Below are 406 nucleotides of genomic sequence, written 5' to 3' on the forward strand. Positions count from 1 at the left end.
CTTCGGGCGCAGAGCCTCGTCGCCGCCTCTGCGCCACTTAGCCACCCAGTCCTTGACGAGGTGGTCGGATGAAAGATTGAACTCTCGGGCAAGATCCATCATCGACTCACCCGCAAGATGACGTTCTACAACTTCCTTCTTCGCCTCGAAGGAGTAGTGCTGCTTGTTTGGTTTCTCCACGAGACATAGTCTGCCACGCAGTTGGAAACGGCGATAAAGTCTACGCGTTGCGTCTCTCGAGACACCGACAACACGAGCAGCGGCTCGGCAACCCATTCCCTGCTCGAAAAGCTCCACTAACTGCTCACGCTGAACTTCACTCAGCGAACTACGTGCTCTCAAAGAAAATGCTCCCCACTAGTTGTTGGCAACTGATTTCTCAGTCCAACTAATGGGGAGCAGTTCA

At 53.9% G+C, this 406-nt stretch carries 1 pseudogene; it reads right to left on the reverse strand.

From position 1 onward, the window contains the following. A pseudogene (locus QP324_RS11895) lies at window positions 1-206 on the reverse strand (helix-turn-helix domain-containing protein); the annotation flags it as partial. Window positions 207-406: the final 200 nt, after the last annotated feature.

This window comes from Corynebacterium sp. UMB0012 (assembly GCF_030216265.1).
In the GTDB taxonomy this organism is placed as follows: Bacteria; Actinomycetota; Actinomycetes; order Mycobacteriales; family Mycobacteriaceae; genus Corynebacterium.